Annotated in this window: 24 protein-coding genes; 11 read left to right on the top strand and 13 right to left on the bottom strand. The window is 69.9% G+C overall.

Features of this window, described 5'->3' with window-relative positions; all coding sequences use genetic code 11:
* Nucleotides 1–24: 24 nt before the first annotated feature.
* Nucleotides 25–843 (top strand): transglutaminase-like domain-containing protein, encoded by an 819-nt coding sequence (locus tag ACZ60E_RS04290; RefSeq protein WP_469437905.1) that lies wholly within the window; start codon nt 25–27, stop codon nt 841–843.
* Here ACZ60E_RS04290 and ACZ60E_RS04285 read toward each other — a convergent pair.
* The gene (locus ACZ60E_RS04285; RefSeq protein WP_469437903.1) at nt 840–1,304 is read right to left on the bottom strand and encodes a hypothetical protein; all 465 of its coding nucleotides are present in this window, start codon (nt 1,302–1,304) and stop codon (nt 840–842) included. The genes ACZ60E_RS04290 and ACZ60E_RS04285 overlap by 4 nt on opposite strands.
* A gap of 409 nt (nt 1,305–1,713) precedes the next feature.
* Between ACZ60E_RS04285 and ACZ60E_RS04280 the strand changes: the two genes are divergently transcribed.
* From ACZ60E_RS04280 to ACZ60E_RS04270, 3 genes are all read left to right on the top strand, one after another.
* Complete coding sequence (locus ACZ60E_RS04280) at nt 1,714–2,223, top strand: DUF4334 domain-containing protein (RefSeq protein WP_469437901.1); 510 nt, start codon at nt 1,714–1,716, stop codon at nt 2,221–2,223.
* A complete protein-coding gene (locus tag ACZ60E_RS04275; RefSeq protein ID WP_469437898.1) occupies nt 2,220–3,311 on the top strand; it encodes an NAD(P)-dependent alcohol dehydrogenase in 1,092 nt (363 codons plus the stop codon). The genes ACZ60E_RS04280 and ACZ60E_RS04275 overlap by 4 nt, the downstream gene beginning before the upstream one ends.
* A gap of 164 nt (nt 3,312–3,475) precedes the next feature.
* Complete coding sequence (locus ACZ60E_RS04270) at nt 3,476–4,672, top strand: TetR/AcrR family transcriptional regulator (protein ID WP_469437896.1); 1,197 nt, start codon at nt 3,476–3,478, stop codon at nt 4,670–4,672.
* 22 nt (nt 4,673–4,694) lie between these two features.
* Here the strand turns inward: ACZ60E_RS04270 and ACZ60E_RS04265 are convergent, their stop codons facing one another.
* A complete protein-coding gene (locus ACZ60E_RS04265; protein ID WP_384797888.1) occupies nt 4,695–5,903 on the bottom strand; it encodes an oxygenase MpaB family protein in 1,209 nt (402 codons plus the stop codon).
* 381 nt (nt 5,904–6,284) lie between these two features.
* Here ACZ60E_RS04265 and ACZ60E_RS04260 point away from each other — a divergent pair, with 381 nt between their 5' ends.
* Together ACZ60E_RS04260 and ACZ60E_RS04255 are read left to right on the top strand one after the other, a co-directional pair.
* Nucleotides 6,285–7,667: an FG-GAP repeat domain-containing protein gene (locus ACZ60E_RS04260; RefSeq protein WP_469437893.1), complete on the top strand. Its 1,383-nt coding sequence runs from the start codon at nt 6,285–6,287 to the stop codon at nt 7,665–7,667.
* Nucleotides 7,668–7,872: 205 nt separating this feature from the next.
* Nucleotides 7,873–8,520: a dihydrofolate reductase family protein gene (locus ACZ60E_RS04255; RefSeq protein ID WP_469437891.1), complete on the top strand. Its 648-nt coding sequence runs from the start codon at nt 7,873–7,875 to the stop codon at nt 8,518–8,520.
* Between the two features lie 221 nt (nt 8,521–8,741).
* On the opposite strand, the gene ACZ60E_RS04250 is transcribed toward ACZ60E_RS04255, so the two are convergent.
* Nucleotides 8,742–9,017 (bottom strand): hypothetical protein, encoded by a 276-nt coding sequence (locus ACZ60E_RS04250; protein ID WP_469437888.1) that lies wholly within the window; start codon nt 9,015–9,017, stop codon nt 8,742–8,744.
* A gap of 289 nt (nt 9,018–9,306) precedes the next feature.
* On the opposite strand from ACZ60E_RS04250, the gene ACZ60E_RS04245 reads away from it, so the two are divergent.
* The 3 genes from ACZ60E_RS04245 to ACZ60E_RS04235 all read left to right on the top strand — a co-directional run bounded on the left by ACZ60E_RS04245 (nt 9,307) and on the right by ACZ60E_RS04235 (nt 11,267).
* Complete coding sequence (locus tag ACZ60E_RS04245; RefSeq protein ID WP_469437886.1) at nt 9,307–10,248, top strand: hypothetical protein; 942 nt, start codon at nt 9,307–9,309, stop codon at nt 10,246–10,248.
* A gap of 73 nt (nt 10,249–10,321) precedes the next feature.
* Nucleotides 10,322–10,753: a cupin domain-containing protein gene (locus ACZ60E_RS04240; RefSeq protein ID WP_384797873.1), complete on the top strand. Its 432-nt coding sequence runs from the start codon at nt 10,322–10,324 to the stop codon at nt 10,751–10,753.
* 247 nt (nt 10,754–11,000) lie between these two features.
* Nucleotides 11,001–11,267 carry a hypothetical protein gene (locus ACZ60E_RS04235; protein ID WP_469437884.1) on the top strand — a complete coding sequence of 89 codons (267 nt, stop codon included), beginning with the start codon at nt 11,001–11,003 and terminating at the stop codon, nt 11,265–11,267.
* A 242-nt stretch (nt 11,268–11,509) separates the two neighbouring features.
* Here ACZ60E_RS04235 and ACZ60E_RS04230 read toward each other — a convergent pair whose 3' ends face one another.
* Nucleotides 11,510–12,046: a TetR/AcrR family transcriptional regulator gene (locus ACZ60E_RS04230; protein WP_469437881.1), complete on the bottom strand. Its 537-nt coding sequence runs from the start codon at nt 12,044–12,046 to the stop codon at nt 11,510–11,512.
* Between the two features lie 74 nt (nt 12,047–12,120).
* Here ACZ60E_RS04230 and ACZ60E_RS04225 point away from each other — a divergent pair, with 74 nt between their 5' ends.
* On the top strand, nt 12,121–13,167 hold the full coding sequence (locus ACZ60E_RS04225; RefSeq protein WP_469437879.1) for an aldo/keto reductase: 1,047 nt from the start codon (nt 12,121–12,123) through the stop codon (nt 13,165–13,167).
* 266 nt (nt 13,168–13,433) lie between these two features.
* Here ACZ60E_RS04225 and ACZ60E_RS04220 read toward each other — a convergent pair whose 3' ends face one another.
* Entirely contained in the window at nt 13,434–13,658 is a 225-nt protein-coding gene (locus ACZ60E_RS04220) for a hypothetical protein (RefSeq protein WP_469437876.1), read from the bottom strand.
* A 116-nt stretch (nt 13,659–13,774) separates the two neighbouring features.
* Nucleotides 13,775–15,280 carry a SulP family inorganic anion transporter gene (locus ACZ60E_RS04215; RefSeq protein WP_469437874.1) on the bottom strand — a complete coding sequence of 502 codons (1,506 nt, stop codon included), beginning with the start codon at nt 15,278–15,280 and terminating at the stop codon, nt 13,775–13,777.
* Between the two features lie 409 nt (nt 15,281–15,689).
* Here ACZ60E_RS04215 and ACZ60E_RS04210 point away from each other — a divergent pair, with 409 nt between their 5' ends.
* On the top strand, nt 15,690–16,100 hold the full coding sequence (locus ACZ60E_RS04210; protein WP_469437872.1) for a MerR family transcriptional regulator: 411 nt from the start codon (nt 15,690–15,692) through the stop codon (nt 16,098–16,100).
* A gap of 11 nt (nt 16,101–16,111) precedes the next feature.
* Here the strand turns inward: ACZ60E_RS04210 and ACZ60E_RS04205 are convergent, their stop codons facing one another.
* From ACZ60E_RS04205 to ACZ60E_RS04175, 7 genes are all read right to left on the bottom strand, one after another.
* Nucleotides 16,112–17,401 carry an alpha/beta hydrolase family protein gene (locus ACZ60E_RS04205; protein WP_469437870.1) on the bottom strand — a complete coding sequence of 430 codons (1,290 nt, stop codon included), beginning with the start codon at nt 17,399–17,401 and terminating at the stop codon, nt 16,112–16,114.
* 21 nt (nt 17,402–17,422) lie between these two features.
* Nucleotides 17,423–18,064 (bottom strand): hypothetical protein, encoded by a 642-nt coding sequence (locus ACZ60E_RS04200; RefSeq protein WP_469437865.1) that lies wholly within the window; start codon nt 18,062–18,064, stop codon nt 17,423–17,425.
* Between the two features lie 178 nt (nt 18,065–18,242).
* Nucleotides 18,243–18,824, bottom strand: coding sequence for a hypothetical protein (locus ACZ60E_RS04195; RefSeq protein ID WP_469438342.1), 582 nt, complete (start codon nt 18,822–18,824; stop codon nt 18,243–18,245).
* A 14-nt stretch (nt 18,825–18,838) separates the two neighbouring features.
* Nucleotides 18,839–20,230, bottom strand: coding sequence for a hypothetical protein (locus tag ACZ60E_RS04190; RefSeq protein ID WP_469437861.1), 1,392 nt, complete (start codon nt 20,228–20,230; stop codon nt 18,839–18,841).
* Complete coding sequence (locus tag ACZ60E_RS04185) at nt 20,227–21,036, bottom strand: ABC transporter ATP-binding protein (protein ID WP_384797845.1); 810 nt, start codon at nt 21,034–21,036, stop codon at nt 20,227–20,229. Before ACZ60E_RS04185 ends, ACZ60E_RS04190 begins: the two co-directional genes overlap by 4 nt.
* A gap of 109 nt (nt 21,037–21,145) precedes the next feature.
* Nucleotides 21,146–21,973, bottom strand: a complete 828-nt coding sequence (locus ACZ60E_RS04180; protein ID WP_469437858.1) for a zf-HC2 domain-containing protein — start codon at nt 21,971–21,973, stop codon at nt 21,146–21,148.
* The gene (locus ACZ60E_RS04175; RefSeq protein WP_469437856.1) at nt 21,970–22,530 is read right to left on the bottom strand and encodes an RNA polymerase sigma factor; all 561 of its coding nucleotides are present in this window, start codon (nt 22,528–22,530) and stop codon (nt 21,970–21,972) included. Before ACZ60E_RS04175 ends, ACZ60E_RS04180 begins: the two co-directional genes overlap by 4 nt.
* Between the last annotated feature and the right edge of the window lie 164 nt (nt 22,531–22,694).

The raw sequence follows: 22,694 nt of genomic DNA, 5'->3' as shown, positions 1-22,694 counted from the left end.
CCGATGCCTTCTGGGGGTCCAGCCATGCCATCTGCCCACCTCGCACCGGACACTGCCGCCTTCTATACCGCGCAGAGCGCCTTCTCCGACCCCAACGACCTCGCCCCGCTCTACGCCGACCTACCGAATGATCCGGCTCAACTCGCCTGTATGGCACGGAACCTGATGTTTCATCAGTTGGAAGGCGAACCGTTCGGCTGTGCCATCCCGCAGGACCGCCTGCACAACGATGCCGAGACGCGCTACCTCGACGACATCTTGCGGATCATTATCGAGCGGGACGCCGCCCCGCTGACGCAACGGCGTGACGTCCGTGACCGCTTCGTCGGCGTCTGCCGCGACTTCGCGCTGCTGTACTGCTCGTTCCTGCGGCACGCGGGCACACCAGCGCGCCTGCGAACCGGCTTCGCCGACTACTTCGGCTCGAACGGATTCCACTCCGACCACGTGGTCACCGAGTACGCGGACCCGAAGGCCTTCGGACTGCACCCACCGCAGGAGGGGCCGATGTGCGGGGAGTGGTTCGTCGCGCACGACATCCGGATCGACCTCGCGGCGCTGAACAAGGTCGAGACGCTGCTGTGGGACACCTGGGGCACGGAACCGGACAGCGACGAGAAGATGACGGACACGATCCGTGCACTCTGCGACCAGGTCTCGCTGGTGACCTCCGATTACGTCCCCTTCGACGCGGCGCGGACGCTCTTCACGCAGAACGACGGGCTGCGGACATCAAGGACCGTGCTGTCCTTGGCTCCCTTCAATGGCCCGCGCGAAGTCACCCTCCGATCTGGGCTTGGCTCTTCGACGTCGACCTCTCACAGACCGGCTCGGCGCTGCTAGGCGTACGACTCGGCGCTGATCGAGTAACCGGCACCGGTGCTGAGGTCGGGGTGGTTTCCGTGGCCCTCTTCCGCGAGAAGTTCGGCGGTGAAGAAGACGATCTGCAGGTTCATGGTCTTCTTGACGAAGCTCAGGTCGTCGAGGAGAGCGTCGAGGTCCAGGCTCCATCCGTCCTGTTGCGCTGCTGCCCGGTAATGCGCCGCTACTTCGGCCCGTGTGCCGGGATAGGCGTACGTCCGCTCGGCGGACACCACGACGTCGCCGCTGTCCGACCAGCAGCCAGCGTCGACCTCTTCGAACCCACGGGCGACGCGGGCCTCGCCGGGCCGGGAACCAAGGATGTCGAGCGCCGCCATCTCCTCGACCTGAGCGTCGGTCCCCTCACAGTCCCGGGCGAGATCCATCAACGTGCAGCCGGTGAGCGCCGAGGCCACAAACACGGTCGCCAGGAGAAGGGACACGCGTCGAGCACAAGCTGCACGTGGAAACAAAGCGGGCTCCAGGGGGATAGTCCGGGGCAGTGGACGGACCACTATCCGATCAAGCAGTCATGGGGCTGGCTCCGAAAGGGCTCGGCCCGGTCGGTTCTACCAGAAGCCGCCACCGCCGCATCCCCTCGGACGTGAGCAGGGCTCTTTGACGACACTCAGAGTCACGCCCTCTCGTCCTTGCCATCCCGACGCCGGGGTATCAGCGCAATCCGATACCTACTGAGCGTTCGCTAAGAACTTCGACCCAGGGGTGCCGTCGATCAACTCCCGCTGCAATACTGGCCTTAGAGCGACCGCGGCAGGCAATGAGCATCAAGAAGCGCACCAGATTTCGAGTTTTACTGATCGATCGCTAAGCAGACCAAGGAGGGCATGTCGCATGGACAGTCTTGAGGTCCGCGCCAGGTTCCAGGAGCTTCGGGAGAAGGACGGCCCTGTCGACGCCCGCGAACTCGACACGATCTGGGCGGCGTTGGCCGCCGTCCGTCCCGAGGACATACTCGGGGAGTGGAAGGGCGGCGAGTTCAACACAGGTCACCCTCTCAACGGTGAGTTGGAGAAGGCCGGTTGGTACGGCAAGACGTTCACCTCCGTGCACGACGTCAAGCCGCTGATATGCCGTGACGCGGCGGGTCGGTTGTACTCCAACCGCGAACTCGGCAAAGGCGAGGCCAGCCTGTGGACCGTCGAGTTCCGCGGCGAGACGACGGCCACCATGGTCTACGACGGGCAGCCGGTCTTCGACCACTTCAAGCAGGTGGACGACACCACGTTGATGGGGATCATGCATGCCAAGGGGGTCCCCGAGGAGGGCCCCTTCTACTACTTCTTCCTGGAGCGGGTCCCGGAGGCCGCGGGCACAGGCGCGCATGCCGGAGAGCATGCGTGAGACGCGTCCGCGCCGCGGTCACCGGGGCGCCGGGCGCCCCGTTCACCGTCCGTACCGCGGACCTTGAGGACCCGCGGGCACACGAGGTGCTGGTCAGGATGACCGCGGTCGGCGTCTGTCACACCGACCTCGGGATGCGGGACAGTTGGCCGCATCACCTCACCCCGATGGTCTTCGGCCATGAGGGCACCGGTTGGATCGAGATGGTGGGCCCGGAGGTGACCGGCCTCGCACCCGGGGACCGTGTCTGTCTCACCTTCGCCAGCTGCGGCACCTGCGACCAGTGCACGGCGGGTCACCCTGCCTACTGCCGGGCCGCGCGGGCCCGTAACCTCTCCGGCGGACGCGCGGACGGCACAACCCCGCTGTCCCTCGACGGCACACCCCTGCACGCCGGCTTCTTCGGCCAGTCCAGCTTCGCCACGTACGCCGTCGTCCACGAGCGCGGTGTGATCAGGGTGCCGGCCGGCCTGCCGGACGCGGTCGCCGCGCCGCTCGGCTGCAGCGGTCAGACCGGTGCGGGCACCGTCCTCAACCGGTTGCGGCCCGAACCGGGCTCGTCGCTGGTCGTCCTGGGCGCGGGCGCGGTCGGCCTGAGCGCGCTGATGGCCGCGGTGGCCGTGGGCTGCGACCCGGTAGTGGCCGTCGATCCGGTCGCCTCCCGCCGCGACCTGGCCACCGCGCTCGGCGCCAAGGCAGCCCTGGCACCCGGGGACGGTCTCCTGGCGGCGCTCCGCGATCTCACCGGCGGTGGCGCGCACCACGTCGTCGAGACCACCGGCCGTCCGCAGATGGCCCGCCGGGCCGTCGGCGCGCTGCGCCCGCGCGGCGACGTCGTCCTGCTCGGTCTCGGCGGGGAGGTGACGTTCGACGTGATGGGCCTGCTCGCCAAGGGGGTCCGGGTGCACGGAGTGATCGAGGGGGACTCCGACCCCGCGCGCTTCATACCCGCACTCGTGGGTCTCTACGAACGTGGCCTCTTCCCGCTCGACCGGCTGGTCACCACGTTCCCCTTCGAGGACATCGGCGCGGCCGTGGCCGCCATGGGCGACGGCGGTGCGGTCAAGCCGGTCCTCACCTTCGCCTGACACGAACCGCTCCGGCCTGCCCGCCCCTCTGCCCCCTCCTGCCCGCCCGTCTGCCGCGGTGACGGTGGGGCTGTGCGGGCGGGTCGGGCGGCTCGGACGGTTGGGGCAGCGCAGGCGGCGTCGAGGGAGCCCGGCTTCTGACGTCGTGTGATTGACTGATTCGCATGGCCTCCGCCTCCCCGTCCGCCCGTTCGGCCGAGACCGCCGACCGCACCTCGGCCGCTCGGCCCCGTAACCGCAGACAGCTCATCGTCGAGGCGGCCGGGCGGGTCTTCAGCGAGCGCGGCTACCACTCGGCGTCCATGGAACAGGTCGCTGCCGGTGTGGGCATCTCCGCAGCCGCCCTGTACCGGCACTTCCCGAACAAATACGCGCTGTTCGCCGAGTGCGCCGACGTCATGGTGGACGGGCTGGTCGCCGCACTCGACGAAGTGCCGCCCGGGGCGGCCCTGGCGGACGTGCTCACAGCCATCACCCGGATCACCGTCGCTCATCGCGCGTCGGGCGGCGTGTACCGCTGGGAGGCCCGGTACCTCAGCCGCGAGGACCGACACCGTCTCGCCGCGAAGTTCGGTCACCTCGTCGAGCGGGTCGATGACGCCGTACAACGCGAACACCCGCTGGCCGACGACCGACTGCGGGCCACGGCAGCCCTCGGCGCGATCGGATCCATCACGATGCACCACACCTCCATCGCCCAACGCCGGGCCGAGGAGCTGCTGTTGGCGTCCGCGTCGGGCGTGGCGGCGAGCGATCCGGCCTCGGCCCGGCCCGGCGCGCACCACATCGATCTGCCCGCCCGGCCGGTGCCGCGCACGCGACGCGCGGAGATCCTCGCGGCCGCCATCCCGCTGTTCGCCCGGCACGGATTCGCCAGCGTCACGAACGGACAGATCACCGAGGCCGTGGGGCTGACCCCGTCCGCGCTCTACCGCCACTACCCCGGCAAGATCGACATCCTGGCAGCCGCATGCCTCCAGGCCGCCGGGCTGCTGGCCCAAGGTGTGGAGCGCAACCTGCACGAGGTCACGGGGCCGTACGAGTCCGTCGTCGCACTGGCGGCGACCTATGTGGCCTACAGCTTCGAGTACACCGAACTGAACAGCGTCGCCGAGGCCGAACTCGCCGGCCTGCCGGCCGGACTGCGCCAACCCGTGGCCCTCGCCCAGCGGGACCACATCGCCGTCTGGGAACAGGAACTGCGGCTGGTCCGTCCCGAGTTGGACCCGCGCCAGGCCCGGGTGCTGGTGCACGCCGGGTTCGGAGTGGTCGTCGAGGCGGGACGCGGACTGCGGTGGCGGGACAGCCCCGACCACCGTGCGGCCGTGACCGCCCTGATGCTGGGCGCACTGGGGCTCTGAACAGCCGCCGGAAATCGACGGCTCAGCCCGCTCGGTTGCCGGTGGGGATCGTGATGGGGGTGGTGGTCCCGGAGGAGCCCTTGTTGAGGAACAGCATGGCCAGGGCGCGCACGAACTGGTCGAACACGTAGAAGGTGCCGGGCATGACGGGCGAGAGGCCCTCGCGGAACAGGATGAACGCCGGCCAGGCAGTACGGACCAGGGCGGCCGACGCGTAGTCGCGCTTCAGGCCCAGCCAGTCGCCCACCTGGTCGTTGAGGACGTAGCGCACGAACTCATTCAGGAAGCCGCGGGTGACGCCGAGGTCGATCTGCGCGGTCAGGCCCAGCAGGTCCTCGGCCAGCGCGATGCCCTCGGTGGAGGGAGTGAGGATCGGGGTGAGCACCTGCGCCGCCTGCTTCTCGGCGGCCGCCCACGTCTGGGGAATGTGCTCGTCCGGCACACCGAGCAGGTGGATGGCGACCTGCCACGAGTGCAGGAACGCCTCCTGGTCCGCGGCCGGGAACGGGATCTTCCAGTCGAGCAACTTCCTGTACACGAAGGTGCCCAGGCTGTGGAAGGTGACCAGGATGTCGGCGGCACTGATCGGAACGGTCTCGTCGGCGACAGCCTTCCAGTGCGGGGACTGCGGCAGCAGATGGCGTACCGCGGCGTGCACGACGCGCGTCTTGTTGGCGGTGACGACGAACTGCCCCGTCGGCTCGAAGGCCTTCAGCTGGGACAGGTCGTAGCCAAAGGTGAACGTCTTGGCGGCGCGGTCCTGCATGTCGGCGCCGCCCGCGGACCAGTAGACACTCTTGGCCTCGCGCGGGATCACGGTGCTCATGATTCCGCTGCCGAGGCCGTACAGCATAAAGAGGTACGTGTCCCTGCGCCGGTTGAAGTCGGCGGCGCGGGCCAGCTTGGTGCGGTCCGCCCAGGAAGGCAGCCGGTTGAACTGCCGCAGGTGCGCGGCGAACACGTCCGGGAGGCCGCTGGGCAGCGGGTCGTTGTTGTTCACCCATGACGCCCACGCGGTGTTGATCGTCGGCACGTGGCCGTTCTCCAGCATCGAGACCATCAGAGGGTCCGTCGCGTCGTCCCAGATCCACGCCGGATCGGTCCCCGCGGCGGCGCCCGCCGCCGAGCCCGTCGAACCCGACGGGGTCAACGCCCCGGCAGGGTTCGCCACACCCACCAGGCCGAGTGCGACACCGAGGGACAGCGCCCTTCTCCTGCTGAGATTCTCCATTGACTTACCTGCTTCCCGTCGAGGGGGACGGAACCGGGTCGGGCCCCAGCGTCCGCCGGTTGCATGCTCCGAGCGTGCTGTGTCGTGTAGCAGGAATGTGATTCCCAATTAACATAGCGAGGTGCATTGCCGGCGGCAATGGTGATGACCTGATGACCGAGGGGCTGCCGCCGACGCGAGTACGAAGGGCGGGAGAGGCGCTGTGCACGTCGACGTACGGCGCGCCGGACGACCTGCTCGACACCCCTCCCGGGCCGGCGGCCTCGCGACCGTACGTCCCCGTGAGGCCGGGACCGGGGGGGCAGGCCGACGTGCATCACCCCCGTAACAAAATGATCCACTTCCTTGTGCGGGCCGTGTTCACGCCCGTGAAGTGGGCTGATGCGCTTTCCGACAGCAGGCGGTCCGTTCTTCCGCCACCTGCGCCTATGGCACGCCGTACCCGTCTCCCTTGTGGTGGTGGCGGTGGTGGCGTTCCTTGTCCTTCGCCCGTCCGACGGCCCGCGCTCGGTGCCCAACAGCCCCTGCAGAGCAGCCGATTCGGCGCGTGAGGACGCTGCGACCGCTGCGGCCACGCCCGCGGGCCCCGATCTCGACGGGGACGGCTTCGTCGATCTGGTGCACGAGATCTCTCCTCGGGACATGAAGGTCGACGTGGTCGTCGTGCCCGGTTCCGAGCACGGTCCGGACCACGACCGGACGACCGTCCTCACCCAGGAAGACCTCGGCGTGCCGGACGAGATCTACAACGGCGACGAGTCGTGGCAGCCCACGGTCGCCGACCTGGACGAGGACGGCCACGCCGACCTCGTCGTCAGCGGCGCAGCCCAGATCGTGTGGGGCGGCACCGAGGGCCCGCAGGCCGACGGACCGCACGGGCGCGTCCCCCTGCCGGGCAGCGGATACAGCACCGCGCCGATCGCCGGCGACTTCGACGCGGACGGCCACCTGGACCTGGCGGTCTTCAGATTCTCGAACGAGGATCAGGAACTGGTCGTCCTCAAGGGGCCGTTCAAGCGCTCCGGCGCCCCCGCCCGGACCGTGGAGATCCCCAGCCCGGTCAATGAGGGCGCGTCACCCGTACTGGTCGCCGGGGACGCGAACGACGACCGCGCCACCGATCTCGCGCTCTACGACTCCCCGTGGGATCCGCCCCTGCTGTTCACCGGCGGCGCACGTACCGCCTCCGGTCTGAGCAAAGAGCCCGAGCGGCTGCCGGAGGGCGAGAACGTCGTCTTCGGCGACTTCGACGGCGACGGGCGGCAGGACATCGCCATCGGGCGGAGCTTCGTCGACGGCGACGACGAGATCGACACACCCCACCGGCGGGGGCAGGTCAGCGTCCGCTACGGGAAGCAGCCGGGGACGTGGATCACCATTGACGGCGGCGACTACAAGGAGGGCTTCGGCGCCGTGCTCGCCGCCGCGGACTTCAACGGCGACGGCTGCGACGACCTGGCCGTACAGCTCACCAAGAAGAAGGAGACCGGGGACGCGCGGATCGAGGTGCTGCGGGGCGGCTCCGAGCACGGGCTCGGGTCGAAGCCCTGGCGCGCCACCAAGCGTTCCTCGCCGGGTGACGACGGCCCGCGCGACGGCACGCTCTTCGCCGTCCACGACTGGGACGGGGACGGCCGCGCGGAACTGGCCCTTCTCGGCGAAGACCGATGGTGGATCACCGACGGCACGAACCGCGACGAGGCAACGTTCCCTATCAGCCCGACAAGGACCAGCGCTCGTAGTCACCCGCTCGGTGTCCGGTGACGGTGGCCGAGCCCCTGGCCTGCCCACCGCTTGCGGTGCCACCGCAAGCGGTGGCACCGGCGAGCCGTCGGCCCCGAGAACGGTCGCGTGGGGCACTCTTTGGAAGAATTTCGAGGCCACTGTCGATCCGTCCGCGTCCCGTTCGACGCTCTGGTGTAGGACACATCACCGTACGAGGAGACGACGGGACCTGATGAGGGAAGACATGGATCAACTACTGCGCGTGCAGAACTTCACCATCTCGAGCGACGGCATCGCCGCAGGCGAGGACCAGAGCCTGGAGCGGCCCTTCGGCCACGACATCGATCCGGGCGAGCTCTTCGCGTGGGCCGGCGCCACGGCACACTGGCCCAACCGCACCGACCCCGGCGGGAGCCGCGGCCTCGACGACTACTTCACCCGGGACTTCACCCACAACATCGGCGCCGAGATCATGGGCCGAAACAAGTTCGGACCCCAGCGCGGTCCCTGGCAGAACGAGGAGTGGCGCGGCTGGTGGGGTGACGAGCCGCCCTTCCACACGCCGGTGTTCGTCCTGACCCACCACACGCGTCCGTCCTTCACGCTCTCCGACACCACGTTCCATTTCGTGGACAGCGACCCCGCCACGGTGCTGGCACAGGCGCGGGAGGCCGCGCAGGGCAAGGACGTACGACTCGGCGGCGGCGTGAGCACGGTCCGGGAGTTCCTCGACGCCGACCTCGTCGACACCCTGCACGTGGCCGTCGCGCCGGTGAAACTCGGATCCGGGCTACGCCTGTGGGACTCCCCCGACCAACTGCTGGACCGCTTCCACCTGGACATCGTGCCCAGCCCGAGCGGCATGACCCACCACCTCTTCTGGCGCAAGTGACCAGGAAGACGGCAGGGGTACGTCGGCACGGTTGACGCGGGCGTTCCCTCGACCGGCCGACGTCGTAGCGCTCTTTCCGGACCTGCTCGCCGGTGCCACGCCTACTGCAGGCGTCGGCATCGGCATCGGCGGCCACCATGTCGCGGGTGACCCCTGCGGCGTACCCGGTCGGCCCATGGCCAGTTCGGCAGCGTCAGCGGCTCGTGGCCCGGCGGGCTCTGTCATCGGATGAGGGTGCGAAGGACGGTGGTGCCGGCGCCGGCGGCGGTCAGTCCGGCGACGGCCGCGGCGGCCGGGTGCACGCCGGACAGAACGGTGAGAGTGGCGATCACCAAGCCGATGACCACGGCCGCGAGCAGGACGACGGCGGTGTGCAGGGACACGAACGGCTCGGTACCGGGGGTGGGTACGGGGCCGGACCGGCCTGTGGGCTCGGACGGGACGGCGGCATCGGGGCGGGCGGCCGGGACGGGGTGGACGGGCTCAGGATTGCTCATGGCGCAACCGTCCCGCCCGGCTGGGCGACGCCGGGCGCGGGCCGAACAGATCCGATGACACCCGATCAACTCGCCGGTGCAGGTGAACACTCTTCCTACCTGGTCGAACGCAGCGTTGCCCCTGTGTCATATCGGCGGCCTGTTCGGCCAAGTTCGGTGCTGTCCCACCGCCGCCCTTCTAGCCTGCTCAGCACAGCTGGAGGGGGAACGGGCGACGGTGGGCGAGCACGACACGAAGGCCGAGGGCGCTGAGAGCGTTCAGGGCGTAGCGGGCGCTGAGGGCGCGAGCTTGTATGAACAGCAGCTGGAACGTCAGGCGCAGGCGCTACGGCGGTTGAAGGTGCAGCGGGGTGATCCCCCGTTGCGCAGGATCCAGGCGCGGGCCAGAGAGCTGTTCGGCGATGCGGTGCCGCTGCCGCCGGCGACCCAGCACGCCGCGTTCAACGGCCGCTACGTCAGCCTCGACAAGCTGATCGCCCTTGTGCGCACCCTCATGTCCTGGGACCCGTACGGCCAGCCCTGCCCCGCCCCGGACCGCACCCATCCCGACCTCGCCCCCTGGCACGAGCAGTGGCGTGCCATCGCCGAACTGCGGTCGCGCCGACACCGGCCCGCCCCCGCCCGTACGTCGGCCGACGAACCGTCACCGGCACCGGCACCAGTTGATCTGCAATCAGCCGAAGCGGACGGCTCGCAGGACCGTCCCCGCGAACCCGAACCCGAACCTGCATCCGAGCCCGACCCCGTGGCCGCAGCTGTACCGGCGCCACCACCGGCAGGACCCGGCCACGTCACAGCGCGGGTCCTCGCCAAAGCAGGCCGGACACTGGCGGCCATGAGCCTGGCGGGCGTGCTGATCCTCGCTCTGGACGCCAGCAGCCCTCACGTGTGCACAGCCGCGTACACCGCCGCCACCGCCACGCAGTACTCGCTCGCGACCGAGTACGACCGACAGGCCCAGCACCCGGCTCTCACAGCAGGAATGCGGCAACGACCGGCCTTGCGGCCGGGCATACGGCCGGGCATGTGCGTCTACTACGTAGGCCGGACCGGCTGCCCCGCGGACTTCCCCCAACCCACGCCCACCACCGCTCCCCCACCCAGTCCGGATCTCTACCCGAACCCGTACCCCAGCCCCAGCCCCGACCTGAGTCCCAGCCCGGATCCGAGTCCCAGCGTGACCCTCACCCCAAAGCCGAAGCCCACTCACAAGCAGAACGTCTGCGCATAGGCCCGCCGTAACGCCGCTCTCCACGCTGGCGTGAACTGCTCGAACGCTCCGGGCCCGCTGCTGTACTGCGGAGGTGACAAACCCAAAGCAGTGCACAGTAGTACGAAGCGGAAGCTACCAGGGTGTACAGGGCGGCACCTTTGCCACCGGCATCAGCGCCCAGTCAGCCGGCGCCCTGGCTCTCTGCCTCCACCAGTTGGTGATGGCCCCCGGCAGCAGGGGCCGCCCTCACCTGCACGAGGGACACGAGTCGGCCATCTTCATCCAGTCCGGGCAGGTCGAGGTCTGGCACGGCCCGGACCTCACCGAACACGTCACCCTGCACGCCGGCGACTACATCCACATCCCGGCCGACACCCCGCACATGCCGGTGAACACCGGCGACCAGGACATGGTCTGCCTGGTCGCCAGGACCGACCCCCAGGAACAGGAGGGCGTCCGCCTCTTGGACCTCCCCACCCGGCTCGCCACCCGCCTCGGCCTCCTGACCGTCGGCAACGGCTAGAAAATGAACCCGAACCAGAGGAGGCCCAACACCGACTGACGACCAGGCCGGGCCGGCAGGGCTTGCAGCCAGGCAAACCAGCCCTCGCGTGACCATCGAACGCAACACCATCTTGAACCCTTGGACCGCCGCGCTCACGGTGACCGCGACTCAAGTCGCCGTGTTCATACGGAAATCGAGGGCAACCGTACGGAGGCCGATCCGTGTCGAGATCGGGTTCGAGCGCGATCATGCGAAGGAGAGACAGATGACCACGCAGTATGGCGACCGACCGACCGGGCAGCAGCCCCACGGTGCACCGCAGGGCACGGCGACCGGCAACATGCTGAGCATCATCGCGATGGTCCTGGGTGTGATCTCACTGCTCTTCTTCCCGATCGTCTTCGGTGTGATCGGCGTGATATTGGCCATCATCGCCAAGACCGTCCGACACGAGCGACTCGCCGTGCCCGCCCTCGTGGTCAGCGCTGTCGGCCTGATCGGCGGCCTGCTCCTCGGCGCCCTGCTGGCCTAGGAAGTTGCGTTCCCTCTGGATCGTGGAGGATCGGACCGCGGTGTCCGGCGAGACGCATCGCAAGTCGGAGTACGACCCGCGCATGGTTGTGCTCGGGGTCGTACGCAACGCCACGAGGCGCTTTGCCGGACGCCTTGCCGGGCGCCTCGGACCGTGCGGCGGTGCCATCACCCGGCCGCCGGCCAGGGCGCCCGGAGGCCTCGACGAGGCCGCCCGAAACCAGCCGATGAATCGGTTCTCGGCTACCCCTTGACGATTGCCATCAGCGCCACCGTGAAGGGCGCCGGGTCCAAGTCGCCGCGGATGGCGAGCTGCTGGCTGTAGCTGATGCACACGGCCGCGAACCCTTCGGCGATCTCCTCGGCGTGCTGCTTCCGCCGATCCGGTACCAACTCGGCCACTGCCGCCCTCATGGCAGCGAGTTGCTGTCGCACGACGGCCGCCAGCTGCGGTGACACCGCCGCTTCGGCATAGATCTGGGCCACCAGCCGGGCATGGCCCGTCTCACGCGCACGGACACGTACGTGTTCGAGGAAGCCCTCGACAGCCTCGGCGGTGAGCGCCTTCGGCAACGCCTCGCTGCCCTGTTCGCACACGGCGACGACGATCTCGTCCTTGCTGGTGAAGTGGCGGTAGATGGCCCCGTTCGAGAGCCCCGACTCGGCGACGATGTCGGCCATGGACGTGCGGGCGAAACCGTGGCTCGCGAAACGGGCCCGGGCGGCGTCCACGATCTGTCGACGGCGGGCGTCCATGTGTTCCTGGCTGACCTTCGGCATAAAAAAGAGTGACCCCTCGTTTTTCTTTGTTACGGTGGGCGAGCCTACCGCACCACCACACACCAGGAGCTGCCATGCGTTACCGGACCTTCGGCCGGCTGACCGGACTGCGCGTTTCGGAGTACGCGCTCGGGACGGCGAACTTCGGCCTGTCGGACACCGGCGCGGGCCCCGAGGGCTCGCGGCAGATTTTCGAGGCCTTCGTCGCCGCCGGCGGCACCACGTTCGACACCTCCAACCTCTACCAGGACGGCCAAGCCGAAACCGTGCTCGGCGGGCTGCTCGGCGGCCGGCGGGACGACTTCGTCGTCATCACCAAGTACAGCGGAACGCGGCAGCAGCACCCCCGCCCCGGCACCACCGGCAACAGCCGCAAGACCATGGTCCGCGCCCTGGAGGCAAGCCTGCGTCGGCTCGACACCGACTACGTGGACGTCTTCATGCCGCACTTCCCCGACGGGACCACCCCGATCGAGGAGATCCTGGCCGGGTTCGACGACCTGATCCGCTCCGGCAAGATCCTCCACGGTGCCCTGTCCAACTTCCCCGCCTGGCGCGTCGCCGGCGCCGCGGTGCGGGCGGACCTGCACGGCCTGGCCCCAGTGGTCGGCATCCAGACCGAGTACAGCCTGGCCGAACGCTCCGCCGATCGGGAACTGCTGCCGATGGCGCAGGCACACGGCCTGGGCGCGTTCCTCTACTCCCCGCTGGCCGGAGGGCTGCTCACCGGCAAGTACCGGCAGGGCGAACAGGGCCGGTTGAGCGCTCGCGGCGACACGATCGAGGGCACCGCGCAGCGCACCGCCGTCGTGGACGCCGTGCTCGCGATCGCCGAAGAGAACGGTACGAGCCCCATCCAGGTCGCCCTGGCCTGGCTCCGCCACCGCGCCGGACAAGCCCACACCGCTCTGATCCCGATCGTCGGCCCTCGGACCCTGACTCAGCTGGAGGAGTACCTGCGCTCGCTCCAACTCGTACTCGATGACCAGCACTTTCAGCATCTGGACCAGGTCAGCGCAGTCCGCATGGGAACCCCGCACGAGGACACGGCGGCCGCACTGAAGCACGGCTTCGACGGCGATCGCACACTGCTTGAACCTCTGGCCGTTCCCGTCGCGTGAGAGCCGTCCTGGCCGCCGTGGTACCGGCCGCGTATCGCAGCTCTAGCGAGTCCTGTAGAAGCAGAGCATCTGGCCGTTCTCGTCCGGCGTGACGTCGGCGCACGCCGACTGCCATGCGTCGGGGAGTGACGGTGTCGGGCCGGGCCCCTTCCCACCGTGTCGCTGCGACTCCCCCGAGTCCTGCAACCACAGCGTCAGCCCGCCTGTGGTTGCCACGAGGATCAGCCACACCGTCACGGCCCACCGCCATGCCGCGCGGCGACCCGTCACCGCCACGGCCCCATCGCAACCACCGCGTCCACCGGTATCGGGCCACACATGTGCCAGCACTTCTCGGCCGCGGGTTCCAGCCCTTCGTGCTGCGTCGGCGCATCCTGCCTCGTGGGGTCCACGTCGAGCGCCGACAACTGTGTGTCGGGGCCCTCGTGGAAGCCGTACGGAAAGGCCGCAGCCGAGGGAAGTGGGTGGAGTGTGTACGTGCGTTCAGGCATGAGCACACGCTACGACCTCGGCCACCCCTCCCACGACAACTGCCGTGCGTACGGCACCTGTTGTGGTGTCGTACGCAGTTTCGACGGCTGGGGTCTCGGGCGGTCCCTCCGGCCGGTCAGTGGCTGCCTGCGAATTCGCCGGTGAGTTTGCCGTGGAGGTCGGCGCTGGGGTCGTTCAGGCCGATGATCTCCACCGTCTTTCCGCGCTGCCTGTACTTGGTCTCGATGGCGTCCAAGGCGGCGACGGAGGAGGCGTCCCAGATATGGGCCGCTGTCAGGTCGATGACGACCTTGTCGGGGTCGCCCGCGTAGTCGAACTGGCCGACGAGGTCGTTGGAGGAGGCGAAGAACAGCTCGCCGGTCACGGAGTACACGACGGTGCTGCCGTCGAGGCCGGTGACCGCGGTGACACGGGCGAGATGGGCGACCCTCTTGGCGAAGATGACCATGGCGGTGATCGAGCCGACGACAACACCGATGGCGAGGTTGTCCGTGGCGACCACGCAGACCACAGTGACAGCCATGACGGCGCTCTCACCGACCGGCATGCGCTTGAGGGTCTTGGGTGCGATGGAGTGCCAGTCGAAGGTCGCGAACGACACCATGACCATGACGGCGACCAGGGCGGCCATGGGGATGTCGGAGACGACCGGCCCGAAGACGATGCACAGCACCATCAGGAACACGCCCGCGAGGAAGGTCGACAGGCGGGTGCGGGCGCCGGACACCTTCACGTTGATCATCGTCTGGCCGATCATCGCGCAGCCGCCCATGCCGCCGAAGAAGCCGGTGACGATGTTGGCGACGCCCTGCCCGATCGACTCACGGGTCTTCGAGGAGTGCGTATCGGTGATCTCGTCGACCAGCTTGGCCGTCATCAGCGACTCCATCAGACCCACGAGCGCCATCGCGAAGGCGTACGGGGCGATCGTCGTCAGTGTGTCGAGGGTGAACGGCACATCCGGCAGCCCCGGCACCGGCAGGGAGGACGGCAGGTCGCCCTTGTCACCCACGGTCGGCACCGCGATCCCGGCCGCGACGGTGATGACGGTCAGGATGACGATGGACACCAGCGGGGCCGGGACCACGGTGGTGATCCTCGGGAAGAACACCATCAGCGCCAGCCCGCCGGCAATCAGCGGATAGACGGGCCAGGGCACGTCGTGCATCTCCGGGACCTGGGCCATGAAGATCAGGATGGCGAGCGCGTTGACGAAGCCGACCATCACCGACCGAGGGACGAAGCGCATCAGTTTCGCCACTCCCAGCGTGCCGAGAACGATCTGGATGACGCCGGCCAGGATGACGGCGGCGACCAGGTATCCCAGGCCGTGTTCGCGGTTGAGCGGGGCGATGACCAGGGCGACTGCGCCGGTGGCGGCGGAGATCATCGCGCGCCGGCCGCCGACGATCGAGATGGTCACGGCCATGGTGAAGGACGCGAACAGACCGATCGCCGGGTCTACCCCGGCGATGATCGAGAACGAGATCGCCTCGGGGATCAGCGCGAGCGCGACGACAAGGCCGCCCAGCACTTCGGTGCGCCAGACCTTCGGGTCGTTCAGCCACTCGGGCTTGAGGCCGCGCAGCCGTGTGGCAGGAGTTGGTGCGGTGGTGGACAAGGAGATGCGTACCTGTCGTGCTCAGGCACGTCCCACAGCGGACCGGGGCGTGCGGGAAGGACCGCGGGCTGCCGGGCCGGCGCCACGCGGACGACCCGCAGGACGGGTCGGAGGTCGAGGGGTGGGGGGACGGAGCCGGAGCCCGGCGCGCGTGTTCGGCGCCGGCGGCTCACCGTCAGGGGCGCAGGGTCACGGTGGGCAGGCAGCGGCGGCGACGGGCGTCGTGGGCTCGCGCACGCTCTCTCCTGCAAGAATCGGGACTTCGCCGGGGGCGCCATCGGCCCCGGAACGGCAGCAGCGGGGTGGCCGGGCCACCCTCATCAACAACTCTACCCTAACGTTAGAGTAGAGATTGGTGGGGTGGCACAGGACGCATACCGCCACGACGAGAAGGGCCGGGACCACGGGCGTGGACGACCAGCACATGCAGATCGGCGAAGTCGCCGCGCGGACCGAACTGTCCCTCCGCACCATCCGCCACTACGAGGAAACCGGCCTGGTCATCCCCTCCGCCCGCTCCCAGGGCGGATTCCGTCTCTACACCGAAACCGACGTCACGCGACTCATGGTCATCCGCCGTATGAAACCTCTCGGCTTCACCCTCGACCAGATGCGCGACCTCCTGGACGCCACCGACCGCCTCGACAACGAAGCCGGCCTCACCGACGACGAGCGCGAAGCGCTCATCGACCGCATCCGCGTCTACGAGCGGGCCGCCTCCGAGCAGGTCGACAAACTCCGCGTCCAGCTCGCCCGCGCCGAGGAGTTCGCCACCACCTTGGCCACCCGCCTGCGGCAGAAGCCCGGCACACAAGCCTGACGTCCCGCGGCTCACGTCGTCGGCAGGTGGCGCTGGAGCCACACCAGGAGCCGGCCCAGGTAGTCCGTGGTCTCGGGGAAGCCCTTCACTCCGTGCCCCTGGGCGGGGTAGAGGACCAGCTCGGTGTCGACGCCGTTGCGCAGCAGGGACTGATGGGCTTCGACGGCCTGCTGAGGGGGCGTGCATTTGTCGCGCAGGCCCGCGGTCACCAGGGTGGGGGTGCGGGCCTGCCCCATCATGAACAGCGGGCTCTGGTGGAAGTACTTGCTGTCCCGGGCCGACGGGCTGTCCTGCAGGAAGAGTTCGTCGAACCGTGGGATGTCGGACGTGTAGTGCTGGCTGACCCAGTCACTCACCGGGGACACCGCGATCGCCGCTGCGAAGCGCCGGTCGACGGCGGGCAGCACCAGGCTCATCACAGCTCCGTAGCTGGTACCGGTCACCGCGATGCGCTCCGGATCGGCCACGCCTTGGGCCACGAGGTGGTCGACTCCGCTCAGCAGGTCCCCCACCGGCGCGCCGAACATGTCACCGAGCACGGCACGCGCGAACGCCTCGCCGCGGCCGTGGCTCCCGCGCGGATTGGGATGCAGGACGGCATACCCCTCCGACGCCAGGACCGGTGCCAGTGGGTAGCGCTCCCCCGAGGCGATGCCCCAGCGGTTGCGCCACGCGGATACGGGGCCTCCGTGGACGTTGACGACCAGGGGGTGGGGCGGCGGGCCGTCGGGAACCACCAGCAGTCCCTCGATCTCCTGCCCGTCCGGGGACGTCCAGGAGACCTCCTGCATCGTTCCGGCCCGCTCCCGTACGAACGCCGTCCCGCCGTGTGCCGGGTCGAAGACGGTACGGACCTGCGTGCCGTCGGTGTCGATGGTGACGAGGCGCGGAAAGGTTCCGTAGGACTCAAGGAAGCCGTGGAACCGCCCTGTGGCGTCGATACGGATCTGCGCTGTCTGTCCGTCGAAGGTCTCCGCGGACGACCAGACCTCGGTGGTGGAGTCCTTTCCGGCGTCCACGCGCCCGATCGCGGTCATCAGCCCGCGCAGTCCCGCGTAGGCGAACTGTCCCTGTGCCGCGTCGCGCAGGGACGACACGGCCACTCCCTGGGTGTCGAGGTGTACCGGAGTTCCTTCCGGGCCACCGAGGACGACCTCGCCGGCTACGACTCCGCGGTCGCTGCAGGTCGCCTCGACGACCGCCCACCGGTCCGCGGTCCAGGCCGGTTCGGCGAGCTGACGGCCGGTCCGCGGCGTGTAGAGGACGTCGGCAGTCGACGACTCCAGGTCCAGGCGGGCCAAGTAGGGGCTGTACCAGCCGGATTAGCCGGGCTGGTCCGCGCAGACGGCCAGAGCGGCGTCCGGACCTGCCCAGCACACCTCCCAGACGTTGGCACCGGCGGGTGTGACGTTCCGTACGGAACCGCTCCGCCGGTCCACCACGTAAATCTGGCGGAATCGTTCCGGCTCGGAGGTGAAGACGAGCGGTTCACGTTGCGACGGCTCGGCGCTCACGCGCTCCGCCAGGTCGTAGCGGGAGGGCTGGTCGGCGGCCAGGACCACGAGTGCGCGCAGGCCGTCGGCCGAGACACGCAGGTGCTCGATGCGTCCGGGCAGGACAGGTCCCGTATCCGGCGTACGCGTGGTGAGGTCGAACCAGTGGACGCTGTCGCGGGAGGCGACCGCCACGGTCCCGGCGCCGCTGGAGACCAGGTCGGCCGCCAGGTCGTACTGCTGGAGGTCGCCGCTGTCCGTCGATATCACGCACAGGATGTCGCGTCCCGGCCGGTCGAGACCGTCAAGAACGGTGCCCACCGCGGCCACGCAGTCTCCGTCAGGCGTCACGTCCCACTGTCCGAAGCGGGTGACCCGGCCGAAGCCGGGTTCCTCGGCGCTCTGCAGCCAGGCCGTGACCCGTTCACGAACCAGCCCGTCCGACCTGCCACCCGCTTCTTGCCTGATCATCATTTCAGGATGGCACAGGCGGAAACGCGGTCGTCCGCGAGGCTCGCGCCTGTGGTGGACGCCTGTCGACTCGCCGCCTTGAGCCCTCCGGATCCGGCTTGTTCGCGCAGGTGCCGCCCCTCCCTTCGCGGCGCCTCGCCCTGCCCTGCCCGGTCCGGTCCGGTCCGGTCCGGTCCGGCTACCGTCTCGGCCCCGCGAAGGCGTAGGCCACTGTGCCGACGACGGTGAGAACCAGCGCCGTCCAGGTACCCGCGCCCGTGCCGGGTGGCAGCAGCATCCAGGTCGCCACCTGCGTCGGCGTATTCGTCGGGGGCGGGGCGAAGAAGGCGTACGAGACCCAGGCGAACGGCAGCGTCCAGGCGTACTGGCCGCCCGCGACTGCCGCACCCAGGGCGACCAGCCCCATCAGGCCCGCGCTGTCGCGGACGACGAACGCGGGGGTGGCCATGTCCTCGCCCATGCTCTGTACGGTCAGCAGGGCCGCGGCGACGACCGCTCCCGCGAACAGCACGTGCGCCGCTCTGCGGGGCACCCAGCGGATCGCGGCCGTCCGGTCCAGCGCGAGGTCCTGTCCACCGAGCCCGACCGAGAACGCCATCGCCCCGGCGGCGAGCACGAGCACGGGCATCCCCGGCTCGGTGGGCCCCTCGCCCCCACCTCCGTCCCGGGCGAGGACCGCCACCGTGACCGCGCTGACGACCACCGCGGCGAGCGACGCGGGGACCTGGCGCGAGCGGGCGTACAGCGTCAGCCACCTCACCGGGATCGGCGGGATCACCGGGAAGCACCCCCCTTGAGCGCGGCGAGGGGTTCGCCCTCGCAGGACAGCGCGGTGGTACGCATCGCACTGATCCGGGACAGCTGTTCGTCCCGCGGCAGTGCCTTGAGCTTCTTCCACACCGGGCGGGCCGCGGCGGTCTGCTCGGCCGCGGGGAACCCGTTGCCCGCGAGGGGTTCGAGGTCGCCGGTGACCCAGGCGACCGCGACGCTCTGCGCGGCGGGGTCGGCCGCCGTGCCGCTCCAGCCGACGGGGACGCACATCGGCACCATGGCCTGCGCGATCAGGGCCCGGGTCAGTTCCTCGCCCCGCACACCGGTGATCATGTCGTCGTCGAAGTCGAACAGCACGCTCTCGCGGGACCATCGGGGCGTGGAGCCCTGCGGCAGTACGGAGGCGTTCTCCCGGACCGTAACCGGCGCCTGCCCACCCAGGGCGGCGTGCAGCAGACGCAGCGCCTTCTTGCCGGGGCCCGCGACGTCGTCGAGCCGTGCCCGTTGTGTCGTCGTCACGCACACCGGGCCGTCGCAGACCGGTTCTGCGGCTGCCTTGTCGACGACGTACATCCGGTTCGGGTCGGAGGGCAGCACCAGCAGGGCGATCACCGCGCCCGCCAGGAGGGGTGTCAGTGCGATGAGCCTGGCTCGCGGGGTCGCGGCGATCAGCAGGGCGAAGCCGGTCGCGGCCATGCCGAGCAGCCAGACCGTCTGCCCGAGGTGCACGGACGCGGAGAGCGTGACGAGTGCGTCGCGCACCTCTTCCACCGTCGGTGACAGCAGCGAGACCCGGTTCGGCTCGGTGCCCGGGAGCCCGCCCTCCATGACCGTCTCCGTCCGGCCCAGGGACATGTGCATCAGGACCGTGAACACGAAGGCGCCCATGGCCACCGCGGGCGGGGTGAGCGCGGACGGCAGGGCCCTTCCGGCCCCCATGCCCAGCACGGCCCCCGCGACGAGGAAGAACGCCCCGACCAGTGAGATCGGCAGCCAACCGGCGTGCGTGTAACCGGTGTTGCCCCACACCTGGACCCCGCCCACGAGGACCAGGAGCGCGAAGGCCGAGGTCAGCGTGAGTGTCGTCGTGCCCGCAAGTGCGGCAGCGCGATGCCGGGCGGGGCGCGGCGTGCTCGTCAGCAGCTCGTACATCTTCGAGCGGTGGTCGCGCAGCCCTTGCAGCGCCCCGAGTCCGACGGCCAGCGGCCACAGGTAGAACAGCAGGGAGCGGGTCCACATGGCCATGGACGTCCACTGGGCCGTCCACGCCGTGGTGCCCCTCCACCATGCGGCGTCCACCAGGTACAGGAACGCCAGCGCCGGAACCAGGACCACCGCGCCGGCCCACGGGGCGACGGAGCGCCTCAACTCGGTTCGCAGAACACGGAGGTTCACCAACTGCCCCTTTCCTGGGCGGGGTTCTGCAGCAGCGCCGAGTAACCGCGCTCCAGAGGGCTGTCGCCCACGTGCTCAGGGCCACCCGCCGCCGCCAGTTCGTCCGGGGTGCCCTGGAAGACCAACCGCCCCTCGGCGAAGAGCACCACGTCGGTGCAGGCGGCGGCGACGTCCTCCACCAGGTGGGTCGAGACGAGCACACAGGTGTCGGTGCCCAGTTCCTGCAGCAGTTCGCGGAAGCGCAGCCGCTGTGCCGGGTCGAGGCCGACCGTCGGCTCGTCGAGCAGCAGGACAGTCGGGTCGTTGACGATGGCCTGGGCGATACCGACGCGCCGCACCATGCCGCCCGACAGGGCCTTCATCCTGTCGTCGGCGCGGTCCGCCAGGCCCACCCGCTCCACGGCGCGCTGCACCGCGGCGGGGATGTCCGCCTTCGGCACCTCCTTCAGCCACGCCATGTACTCGACGAACTCGCGCACGGTGAAGCGCTTGTAGTAGCCGAACTCCTGGGGCAGGTAGCCGATCCGGCGCCGCAGCGCACGGTGCTCGCCCCGGCCGCCAACGGACTCGCCGAACATCTCCAGAGTGCCCTCGGTGGGGCGCAGCACGGTGGCCAGCGTGCGGATGAGGGTGGTCTTGCCCGCCCCGTTGGGGCCGAGCAGGCCGTGTACACCGGTGCCGAGCCGCAGGTCGAGGCCGTCGACGGCCATCCGTTTCCTGCCGACCCTGACCTTCAGCCCGGTGGCCTGGATCTCCCAGGCGTAGGCCGTCGGCGCGAGGTCGGCCGCGTTGACCGCGGACGTCATGTGCTGTTCCTTTCGGTTGGTTGTTATCGGCTGGTTCTTGTCGGTTGGTTCTTGTCGGCTGGTCGGTTGGTTCTGTCGGTTGGTTCTTGTCGGTTGGTTGTTGCGTTGCTCATCGATGGGGGTCCAGCACGGTGTACGCGCTCCTGCGGGCGATCACGACCGCGACGCCCAGTGCCACGAGCAGCGCCCACACCGGCAGGCCGTCCGGCCGCAGCACGACGGCCGTCCGGCTGGTGGCCACGGTCGGCGCCATGACCACCGCGGCCCATACGACGCCCAGTGCGACGGCGGCACGGGTCATCCCGACGGCACCGCCGAGCGCCAGCGTCGCCGCGGTGAAGGCCAGGCAGGGCAGCAGCCACTGGGCCACCATCACCCCGGTCAGCCACCCGCACACCAGCAGCACGGGGACGACCACGCCGAGCACGGACGCGGTGCGCCGCAGGACGAGTTGCAGCCCGGCCCTGGGCGCCGAGGCCGTCAGCTCGTACGCCGGGTCCAGTCCGCGGGCCCAGGACGCCGCGACGCCGAGTACGGGCAGGACCGGCGAGAACAGCAGCACCATCGACACCTCGCCCGTGCCCGCGCCGACCACGTCGAGCAGCAGGGCCAGCAGTGTCACGCCGACGACCATGGCCAGCCACGGCACCATCGCTGGTGTCATCCAGCGTGAGAGCCGCGACAGCCACGCCTGCCGGAACCGTCCGCGCCGCATCGTGGCGGTGACCGCCAGCCTGGGTTCCAGGCCGGACCACACGGTGCCGACGAGTGACGCCACCGCGGGCACCTCGGCGGTGACCACGGCGGACAGCCGGTCGCGGCACACCCGGCATGCCTCCAGGTGGGCCTCCACGGCCCACACCTCGTCGGCGGCGAGGTCCGCGCCGCCACGCGCGTACCCCTCGATGATCCGCCCCGACGCGTGTTCCCCACTCATGCCAGCGCCCTCCGCATCGCCGTCCGGGCCCGCCTGGCCCGGGTCTTGACCGTGCCCTCGGGCAGCCTGAGCAGGACCGCGGTCTCCCTGACGGACAGCCCGTCGAGCACCATGGCCTGCAGTACCTGTCTCAATTCCGGCGCGAGGTAGCGCAGCGCGTCCCCGACCTCACCGCCGACGGTCTCCGCGAGCGCCTCCTCCTCGGCGGCGGGCGCGACATCCGGCACGGCGGCGGCCGGTGGGGGCTCCGCGTGGTGGGCCCTGCGCCGGAACGCGTCGACCAGGCGGCGCGCCGCGATCGTCCACAGCCAGCCGGTGGCCGTCCCGCCGACCGCGGCCCCGGCGAACGCGCCCGCCGCCCGCCACACCGCCAGGTAGGTCTCCTGCATGACCTCCGCGACGATCTGCTCGTCCACGCAGCGGCGACGCAGGCGCACCGCCAGCCACGGCGACGTACGCCGGTACAACTCCTCGAATGCGGCACGGTCGCCCTTCGCCACCAGCCGGACGAGACGCTCCTCGTCCAGCTCGTGCAGCGGTGCCCTGGCTGATCTCACACCTGCTAGACGCGCGGCCCTCGCGTCAGGTTTTCACTTCGCCGTGATCCACGTCACATCCGATCGGGGTCTCGCAGCGCAGTGGCAAAGCGGCGAACCCGTACCGCGCAGAAGGACCGCCGGCCCACGACTGCGCCCACTTCCGCGAAAAGCGCGCCAAATCC

Source organism: Streptomyces sp. NPDC102514, assembly GCF_055584525.1.
Note: the sequence above shows the minus strand (reverse complement) of the source record. Positions and strands in the feature narration are given on the sequence as shown.

Bases quoted from the DNA above. Each gene is read 5' to 3' on its own strand.
- ACZ60E_RS04290 (WP_469437905.1), top strand. From the start codon at position 25: ATGCCATCTGCCCACCTCGCACCGGACACTGCCGCCTTCTATACCGCG.
- ACZ60E_RS04280 (WP_469437901.1), top strand. From the start codon at position 1,714: ATGGACAGTCTTGAGGTCCGCGCCAGGTTCCAGGAGCTTCGGGAGAAG.
- ACZ60E_RS04270 (WP_469437896.1), top strand. From the start codon at position 3,476: ATGGCCTCCGCCTCCCCGTCCGCCCGTTCGGCCGAGACCGCCGACCGC.
- ACZ60E_RS04265 (WP_384797888.1), bottom strand. From the start codon at position 5,903: ATGGAGAATCTCAGCAGGAGAAGGGCGCTGTCCCTCGGTGTCGCACTC.
- ACZ60E_RS04260 (WP_469437893.1), top strand. From the start codon at position 6,285: ATGCGCTTTCCGACAGCAGGCGGTCCGTTCTTCCGCCACCTGCGCCTA.
- ACZ60E_RS04255 (WP_469437891.1), top strand. From the start codon at position 7,873: ATGGATCAACTACTGCGCGTGCAGAACTTCACCATCTCGAGCGACGGC.
- ACZ60E_RS04250 (WP_469437888.1), bottom strand. From the start codon at position 9,017: ATGAGCAATCCTGAGCCCGTCCACCCCGTCCCGGCCGCCCGCCCCGAT.
- ACZ60E_RS04235 (WP_469437884.1), top strand. From the start codon at position 11,001: ATGACCACGCAGTATGGCGACCGACCGACCGGGCAGCAGCCCCACGGT.
- ACZ60E_RS04230 (WP_469437881.1), bottom strand. From the start codon at position 12,046: ATGCCGAAGGTCAGCCAGGAACACATGGACGCCCGCCGTCGACAGATC.
- ACZ60E_RS04225 (WP_469437879.1), top strand. From the start codon at position 12,121: ATGCGTTACCGGACCTTCGGCCGGCTGACCGGACTGCGCGTTTCGGAG.
- ACZ60E_RS04220 (WP_469437876.1), bottom strand. From the start codon at position 13,658: ATGCCTGAACGCACGTACACACTCCACCCACTTCCCTCGGCTGCGGCC.
- ACZ60E_RS04200 (WP_469437865.1), bottom strand. From the start codon at position 18,064: ATGATCAGGCAAGAAGCGGGTGGCAGGTCGGACGGGCTGGTTCGTGAA.
- ACZ60E_RS04185 (WP_384797845.1), bottom strand. From the start codon at position 21,036: ATGACGTCCGCGGTCAACGCGGCCGACCTCGCGCCGACGGCCTACGCC.
- ACZ60E_RS04180 (WP_469437858.1), bottom strand. From the start codon at position 21,973: ATGAGTGGGGAACACGCGTCGGGGCGGATCATCGAGGGGTACGCGCGT.